This window comes from Yoonia sp., assembly GCF_046498525.1.
In the GTDB taxonomy this organism is placed as follows: Bacteria; Pseudomonadota; Alphaproteobacteria; order Rhodobacterales; family Rhodobacteraceae; genus Yoonia.
The window spans coordinates 1-7,706 of sequence record NZ_JAWOAN010000296.1 but is presented as its reverse complement, the minus strand read 5'-3'; the positions used below and the strand labels follow the sequence as shown (position 1 = coordinate 7,706).

Genomic DNA, 7,706 nt, shown 5'->3' with positions numbered 1-7,706 from the left:
GTTGATCTAAAGAACGGTTTTTAAGTTGTTTTGGCATGATTGAAATTGGTTTAAGTTGGTTTTTGTTTTACAAATATAATATTTTTTCTTTGTAATTAAAATTATTTGTTTATATTTGTAGCGGCTATATTTAATTAATCAATATGAAACACAGACAAAAACATTTAAAAGCTCAGCGGGATTTGACTCTTCTCCGGATTGGTTAAATATAGCCCCCGTTGGGCTTTTTTATAATATTATACTATTATGGATAGGAGAAAACGCAGTGTTTGCCAGTGTCACATTGCATTATTCCTTGACGTTGAAGCGGGCCCAAATGGAAGTCGGGGGTTTGCTCCAGTGCGTGTATCCTGAAAAAAAGAAGCCCCCACTGATCTCTCAGCAGGGGCGCCCTAGTCTCACCGTAGGTCGGGGCCAGCCCCGAAACGACTTACCAGTCTTCGCGAACTACGGTCCGTGTCTTGATCGGCAGCTTCATCGCAGCGAGGCGCAGGGCCTCGCGGGCGATTGTTTCGTTAACGCCGTCGATTTCGAACATCACGCGACCCGGTTTGACCTTGCATGCCCAGAAATCAATCGAACCTTTACCCTTACCCATACGCACTTCGACGGGCTTGGAGGTAACGGGCGTATCCGGGAAAATCCGGATCCAGACACGGCCCTGACGCTTCATGTGACGCGTCATGGCACGACGTGCAGCTTCGATCTGGCGCGCAGTGATACGCTCAGGCTCGACCGCCTTCAGGCCATAGGTGCCAAAGTTCAGGTCGGACCCGCCCTTTGCTTCACCACGAATGCGACCCTTGTGTAGCTTGCGGTGTTTTGTACGCTTTGGTTGCAGCATTGTATCAGCTCCTTAGCGACGTGGGCCGCGAGGGACAGCGCCCTCTTGCAGCTCAGCATGTTTACGGTCGTGCGCTGACGGATCGTGCTCCATGATCTCACCTTTGTAGATGAAGACCTTGATGCCGATGATCCCATAAGGCGTCATCGCCTCATACAGTGCATAGTCGATGTCGGCGCGCAGCGTATGCAGCGGAACGCGACCTTCGCGGTACCATTCAGTCCGTGCAATCTCTGCACCGCCCAGACGACCGGCAAGGTTGACCCGGATCCCCAGGGCGCCCATGCGCATGGCGTTCTGAACCGAGCGCTTCATCGCGCGACGGAAAGACACACGACGCTCAAGCTGCTGACCGATGCTTTCGGCAACAAGGGCTGCGTCAAGCTCTGGCTTGCGGACTTCAACGATGTTCAGGTGCAGTTCGGATGCAGTCAGCGCGGCAAGCTTCTTGCGCAGACCTTCGATGTCCGCACCTTTCTTGCCGATGATCACACCCGGACGGGCTGCGTGGATCGTAACGCGGCACTTTTTGTGCGGACGCTCGATGATCACGCGGCTGATGCCTGCCTGTGCGCTTTCCTTCTTGATGAAAGCCTTGATCTTGAGGTCTTCCAACAAAAGATCGCCATAGTCTTTGGTGTCAGCGTACCAGCGGCTGTCCCAGGTGCGGTTGACCTGAAGACGCATACCGATCGGGTTTACTTTGTTACCCATTATGATTGCTCCTCAACTTGACGCACCTTGATGGTGATCTCTGCAAACGGCTTGATGATCTTGCCAAAACGGCCACGGGCCCGGGGGCGTCCGCGCTTCATGGTCAGGTTCTTGCCGACATAGGCCTCTGCGACGACCAATTCATCGACGTCAAGGTTGTGGTTGTTCTCTGCGTTGGCGATGGCCGACTGAAGACATTTCTTCACATCGTCCGAAATCCGCTTTTTGGAGAAAGTCAGGTCGGTCAGCGCCTGCTCGACTTTCTTGCCGCGGATCAGGCCGGCAACGAGGTTCAGCTTTTGCGGAGACGTACGAAGCATGCGCAGTTTTGCCATTGCTTCGTTATCGGCCACGCGGCGGGGATTGTTATCCTTGCTCATGGCTTATTTCCGCTTCGCTTTTTTGTCAGCGGCGTGTCCATAGAAGGTACGGGTCGGCGAATATTCACCGAACTTTTGACCAATCATGTCTTCCGAGACGTTAACAGGGATGTGCTTCTTGCCGTTGTACACACCAAAAGTGAGACCAACGAACTGAGGCAGGATGGTAGAACGACGCGACCAGATCTTGATCACTTCGTTGCGGCCGCTCTCGCGGGATGCTTCTGCCTTTTTCAAGACGTATGCATCCACAAAGGGACCTTTCCAGACGGAACGAGCCATACTTAACGACCCTTCTTCTTGGCATGACGCGAACGCACGATAAGGCGCTGCGATGCTTTGTTCTTGTTACGCGTACGCTTGCCCTTGGTGTCTTTGCCCCAAGGCGTGACAGGCGTACGACCACCAGATGTGCGGCCTTCACCACCACCGTGCGGGTGGTCGATCGGGTTCATGGCAACACCACGGACACTCGGGCGGACGCCCTTGTGACGGGTACGGCCCGCTTTACCGAAGTTCTGGTTCGAATTGTCGGGGTTGGACACAGCACCGACAGTGGCCATGCATTCCTGACGGATCAGGCGGAGTTCGCCCGATGACAGACGCACCTGCGCATAGCCACCATCACGACCAACAAACTGGGCGTAGGTCCCGGCTGCACGGGCGATCTGGCCGCCTTTGCCTGGCTTCATTTCGATGTTGTGAATGATCGTACCGATAGGCATGCCGCTGAATGGCATGGCGTTGCCGGGCTTGATGTCGGCCTTGGCGGATGCAATCACCTTGTCACCAATAGCGATACGCTGTGGGGCAAGGATGTAATTCTGTGTGCCGTCTTCGTACTGGATCAGCGCGATGAATGCGGTGCGGTTCGGGTCATATTCGATCCGTGCGACAACGGCTGGCATGTCCAGCTTGTTCCGCTTGAAATCGACGATGCGGTAAAGACGCTTTGCGCCCCCACCAATACGACGCATGGTGATCCGTCCGGTGTTGTTCCGGCCGCCCGATTTCGTAAGACCCTCAGTGAGAGACTTGACGGGACGTCCTTTCCAAAGCTCCGAACGGTCGATCAGCACCAGCCCACGCTGGCCCGGCGTCGTCGGTTTGTACGACTTGAGTGCCATGTTAGCTTCTTCCGTTTGCTTGGCGGGCCCCCATGATTGAATCGGCGGGGACCCTGATGTTAGAGGCCCCCGTAGGTGCCCATAGTAATACCACAAAGACCCCGGAACGAATCCCGAGGTCAGGTGATTGCTGGCGTATAGCGGGGAGGGGTGTGGGTGGCAAGGGCTAGTGCTACAAACTAGTTACCATCATCCGAGTCGACTTCTTTGCTGAGCCAACGCATTAAGCATAAACGGAAGTCGGATCGACCAAAGCAGGGAAAAAATCGCCGTGAATGCGCTAACCGCACTAACTATGTGGCTTGAAGCGGGCAAAGGTTCTGATTGGCCATTTACCAGCCATTTGCACGCCAATGCGAAGATTAGGGCGAGCAAGAAAAAAATGAACAAGAGCAGTTGTCCAGATGCGAGAATCTGATCATCACTCGAAACCACTTTAGTTATTCGTTCAGCTTCAAATTCGTCTTTTGCCTTATCAACTGAAACGGAAAATGGCGAAGCCAGAACAGCAGTTACGGCAAGCGATACGCCAACTAAGATCGAGATAATTGAAGCTAGCAGATCGATAATTCCTACATACCGTAGCGGATCACCGTATGCTAAGTAACTTGATGCTGACGCCACTACTAAGCAAACGACCATCCACATCAACCAAAATGATGTTGAAGAATTAGCCACTGTATGACCCTTCCGCCTTCAACTCTCTTGCGTATGCTTCGAGTTCCATTTTGGCGCTTTCAAACGAAAAACTATTTGCATGTCTATTCAACTGCACCGTTTTATTCTTCTTGAGAGAGTTGTTGGAGATTTTTGATCCGTCTTCCAAAGTGATTTTGTACTTCTCCACTGGCTCGGCAACCATTAACTCGCGTCCGATATCAGCTAGCCACTGATCTCTTCGGATCTCTTCGCGTTCAAAGCGCCCCCTCTTAAGCACCATTCGTCCGATAGCGTTTGCTCGAACCTTGGATGCCGTGTCATCTGAGGGCATACCAAAAACCATTTGCATGATGCGGGTACCTGCTTGGCCTCGTGTATTAAGCTCCAGATTTTTGAAAAAGCTCTCGATTGAGAAATCCACTTCGCGCACACCAACTTCTTCGATGCGAGCTAGGGTATTTTTGTCAGGAACATCCGCTATCCGCATTTTCACATCACCGCTTAGTACATCGGCCTTTTGGGCGAGTTCTAGCACGCTCAGAGCAAATGTTCCACTTTTGTTTCCCATATTGCAAGCAACTATGTGATCTCGTTCGACTAGGCAGACCATCTCCGCCTTCAGAAAATCCTGTTTCTTCGGGTGGAAAAACTCCTCGACCGCAGCGCTATGATCATCTGTATCGAGATTCACAACGCCAATTGCCCCCTGTTCAAATTCCAGAAGGCGCACAAAGATACCATTCCCTGATGGCGCTTCTTCGATTCCTGCGAAGAACTGGCTTGAGATTAGATCAATTGGCACGACACGATCCCGCGCCTTGTCCAGCTTCATTAGCGAAGTCCTGATGATGTCTTCCAGCGAACCATTGAACCCCTCATTGAAGTAGGCCCGTTGTAAGGAAAGCGTTTTTGATCTTTTGGCGGCCACAGTATTGGTTCCTCACTTGTCGAGAATACAATGAATAGTTGTATCGTTCATTAATCGGCCGAACGACTCAAGGCAAAAGAGCCAAGTCGAACAAGCTCCAACCCGAAATGCGCCGTCCGCGCTTTGCCAGCGTCATACGCATCGCGATGTTCCGGCATGGGCGGCTGGCATAAATTGCGTGACAGAGACGTCGCCGATGCCACCCACGGACCGCCGCTGGCCCTTGTGGTTGGGGCAGTGTCGGAGCGCCGGGGCAGGCCCCGGCCTACGTAGGTAGGGGCCTGCCCCGACTCCCTGCCCCCAAACGCAAAAGGCCCCCGCACTGCGAGGGCCTTTCTAACTTCATCGCGAACCGATCTTACAGACCGGTGCTCACGTCAATCGTGTTGCCCTCTTCGAGCGTCACATAGGCTTTTTTCACGTCTTTGCGTGTGCCCAGTGACCCGCGGAAGCGCTTCACTTTACCTTTGGTGATCGATGTGTTGACCGCTTTGACCTTGACACCAAAGAGGCTTTCAACAGCTTCCTTGATCATCGGTTTGTTCGCGTCGATCGCCACTTCGAAAACAACGGCATTGGCTTCGGACGCCATGGTTGCCTTCTCGGTGATGACCGGCTTGCGGATCACATCGTAATGTTCTGCTTTGGCGTTCATGACAAACGAGCCTCCAGAGCTTCGACACCTGCTTTGGTCAGGACAAGTGTGTCCGACTTCAGGATATCGTAAACGTTGGCACCCATGGATGGGAGAACGTTAATGGTTGTGATGTTGGCGGCGGCCTTGGCGAAGTTTTCGTTCACTTCGGCACCGTCGATGATCAGCGCGCGCTTCCAACCCAATGCGCCGACCATTTTGGCCAGTGCACCTGTCTTGGCGTCTTGAACTTCGATCGTGTCAACGATCACCAGCTCGCCTGCGGCCACTTTCGCGGACAGGGCGTGCTTGAGGCCAAGCTTGCGGAACTTCTTGGGCAGATCATGCGCGTGGCTACGGGGCGTTGGGCCCTTGTAGATACCACCCGAGCGGAAGATCGGCGCACCGCGAGAGCCGTGACGCGCGCTGCCAGTGCCCTTTTGGCGATAGATCTTCTTGGTGGAATAGCTCACCTCGGAACGACCCAGCACATCGTGTGTACCTGCCATTGCCTTGTTACGCTGCCAACGCACGACGCGGTGCAAGATATCCTTGCGCGGCTCAAGACCGAAGATTTCATCGTTCAGTTCGACGGAACCGGCTGTCTTGCCGTCCAGTTTGATTGCATCAGCCTTCATTATTTATCACCTTCTGTCGGTGCGGCATCGTCTGCCGGGGCTTCCGTTGCAGCTTCTGCTTCAGCAGCTTCCAGTGCGGCCTGCTCTGCTTCGGCAGCGGCCTTTGCGGCGGCTTCCTCTTCAGCGGCGGCAGCGGCGGCAGCTTCCTCAGCAAGACGCTCTGCTTCTTCGGCCATGGATTTCAGACCAGCAGGGTAGATCACGTTCTCGGGTGTCGGCTTCTTGACCGCATCCTTGATTGTGACCCAACCACCCTTGGAGCCTGGAACAGCGCCTTTGACCATGATGACACCGCGTGCGGCGTCGGTCTTGACGACTTGCAGGTTCTGGGTTGTGACTTTCGCCGCACCCATGTGACCGGCCATCTTCTTGCCTTTGAAGACTTTGCCCGGATCCTGACACTGACCTGTGGAACCGTGCGAACGGTGCGAGATCGAAACACCGTGTGTCGCACGCAGACCACTGAAGTTGTGGCGCTTCATCGCACCGGCAAAACCTTTACCGATGGATGTACCGCAAACGTCGACAAACTGACCTTCGAAGTAGTGGTTTGCTGTGATCGTCTCACCCACATTGATCATGTTCTCGGGGGCGACGCGGAATTCAGCGACCTTGCGCTTGGGTTCGACCTTGGCAGCGGCAAAGTGACCGCGCATCGCCTTGGATGTGCGATTGACTTTGGCATTGCCCGCACCCAGCTGAACAGCCGTGTAACCGTTGGTCTCGGGTGTACGCTGTGCGACAACCTGCAGGTTTTCGAGGGAAAGAACGGTCACAGGGATCTGCTTGCCGTCTTCCATGAAAAGCCGGGTCATGCCGACTTTCTTTGCGATAAGTCCTGTACGGAGCATTTGATCTACTCCTTATACGGAAATCTGGACGTCAACACCGGCAGCCAGATCGAGCTTCATGAGCGCGTCAACGGTCTGTGGTGTCGGGTCTACGATGTCGAGAAGGCGCTTGTGTGTGCGGATCTCGAACTGGTCGCGGGATTTCTTGTCAACGTGGGGGCCACGCAGAACAGTGAATTTCTCGATCTTGTTTGGAAGTGGGATCGGTCCACGCACGCTTGCGCCTGTGCGCTTTGCTGTGCTTACGATTTCTGCGGTGCTTGCATCAAGCACCCGGAAATCAAACGCCTTGAGGCGAATACGGATGTTTTGGCTGGCTGCCATGTCATCACCCTTTGATTAGGGCCTAGATCGGAGAGGAGGACCATGGCTCATCCAGAGCCCTCATCGCGTCTTTTTGTCCAATATAGAAAGGGCACGCAAAGCGCACCCTTGTTGGATAGCGGGCGTATAGGGGGAGTCGGGGGGGGGTGTAAAGGGGGTATGGCCGTGAAAGGCATTTGACTCTCACAATCTAAGGTCATTCAAGGTCAGTGCTGATAGGTGTCAAAATCCAAGCTGAGAGAGGGCCTATGCGACTATTGTCTATGACGCTAATTCTTACGCTGTCGTCAACAGCAGTCAGAAATTCACCTGCGGGCATTCTATTTCGTCTGTGACGGTTCCGTATCTGAATCCTGAAGTTGCCAAATGGCTGGTAAGTTTCAACTCATAATCCTGAACAAGCTTACGTTTCGTTGTATGGTGATTTACTTTTCTCCAAAAACCTTTGAAGGCAGAAGAGGCCACCACCCGGCGGTTAAAAACCATAAAGTAACTCTGGATATGCTCAGGGATTGGTTTGTTCAACAAAAACCTGTCTGGCTCCTGGTATTTATGTTTAGTAATACCCCAGAAATCTATGGGCCGGGCTTCCATTTTATTGTACAC

At 53.4% G+C, this 7,706-nt stretch carries 12 protein-coding genes; all 12 read right to left on the bottom strand.

Annotated elements, in window-relative coordinates; genetic code table 11:
- Window positions 1-430 precede the first annotated feature (430 nt).
- Entirely contained in the window at window positions 431-844 is a 414-nt protein-coding gene (rplP, locus tag R6T97_RS17420; RefSeq protein WP_410350548.1) for a 50S ribosomal protein L16, read from the bottom strand.
- A 12-nt stretch (window positions 845-856) separates the two neighbouring features.
- On the bottom strand, window positions 857-1,558 hold the full coding sequence (rpsC, locus tag R6T97_RS17415) for a 30S ribosomal protein S3 (RefSeq protein ID WP_410350547.1): 702 nt from the start codon (window positions 1,556-1,558) through the stop codon (window positions 857-859).
- Window positions 1,558-1,938 (bottom strand): 50S ribosomal protein L22, encoded by a 381-nt coding sequence (gene rplV, locus R6T97_RS17410; protein WP_410350546.1) that lies wholly within the window; start codon window positions 1,936-1,938, stop codon window positions 1,558-1,560. Before rplV ends, rpsC begins: the two co-directional genes overlap by 1 nt.
- Window positions 1,939-1,941: 3 nt before the next feature.
- Entirely contained in the window at window positions 1,942-2,220 is a 279-nt protein-coding gene (rpsS, locus tag R6T97_RS17405; protein WP_410350545.1) for a 30S ribosomal protein S19, read from the bottom strand.
- A gap of 2 nt (window positions 2,221-2,222) precedes the next feature.
- Window positions 2,223-3,065 (bottom strand): 50S ribosomal protein L2, encoded by an 843-nt coding sequence (gene rplB / locus R6T97_RS17400; protein ID WP_410350544.1) that lies wholly within the window; start codon window positions 3,063-3,065, stop codon window positions 2,223-2,225.
- Between the two features lie 189 nt (window positions 3,066-3,254).
- On the bottom strand, window positions 3,255-3,743 hold the full coding sequence (locus tag R6T97_RS17395; protein ID WP_410350543.1) for a hypothetical protein: 489 nt from the start codon (window positions 3,741-3,743) through the stop codon (window positions 3,255-3,257).
- Entirely contained in the window at window positions 3,736-4,653 is a 918-nt protein-coding gene (locus R6T97_RS17390) for a hypothetical protein (protein ID WP_410350542.1), read from the bottom strand. The genes R6T97_RS17395 and R6T97_RS17390 overlap by 8 nt, the downstream gene beginning before the upstream one ends.
- Before the next feature lie 358 nt (window positions 4,654-5,011).
- Entirely contained in the window at window positions 5,012-5,308 is a 297-nt protein-coding gene (locus R6T97_RS17385; protein WP_340425002.1) for a 50S ribosomal protein L23, read from the bottom strand.
- Window positions 5,305-5,925, bottom strand: a complete 621-nt coding sequence (gene rplD / locus R6T97_RS17380) for a 50S ribosomal protein L4 (protein ID WP_410350541.1) — start codon at window positions 5,923-5,925, stop codon at window positions 5,305-5,307. Before rplD ends, R6T97_RS17385 begins: the two co-directional genes overlap by 4 nt.
- Complete coding sequence (gene rplC / locus R6T97_RS17375; protein ID WP_410350540.1) at window positions 5,925-6,776, bottom strand: 50S ribosomal protein L3; 852 nt, start codon at window positions 6,774-6,776, stop codon at window positions 5,925-5,927. The genes rplD and rplC overlap by 1 nt, the downstream gene beginning before the upstream one ends.
- Before the next feature lie 12 nt (window positions 6,777-6,788).
- Window positions 6,789-7,100, bottom strand: coding sequence for a 30S ribosomal protein S10 (gene rpsJ / locus R6T97_RS17370; RefSeq protein WP_090194803.1), 312 nt, complete (start codon window positions 7,098-7,100; stop codon window positions 6,789-6,791).
- Window positions 7,101-7,397: 297 nt separating this feature from the next.
- A partial coding sequence (locus R6T97_RS17365; protein ID WP_410350539.1) for a rhamnan synthesis F family protein occupies window positions 7,398-7,706 on the bottom strand: 309 nt, incomplete at its 5' end.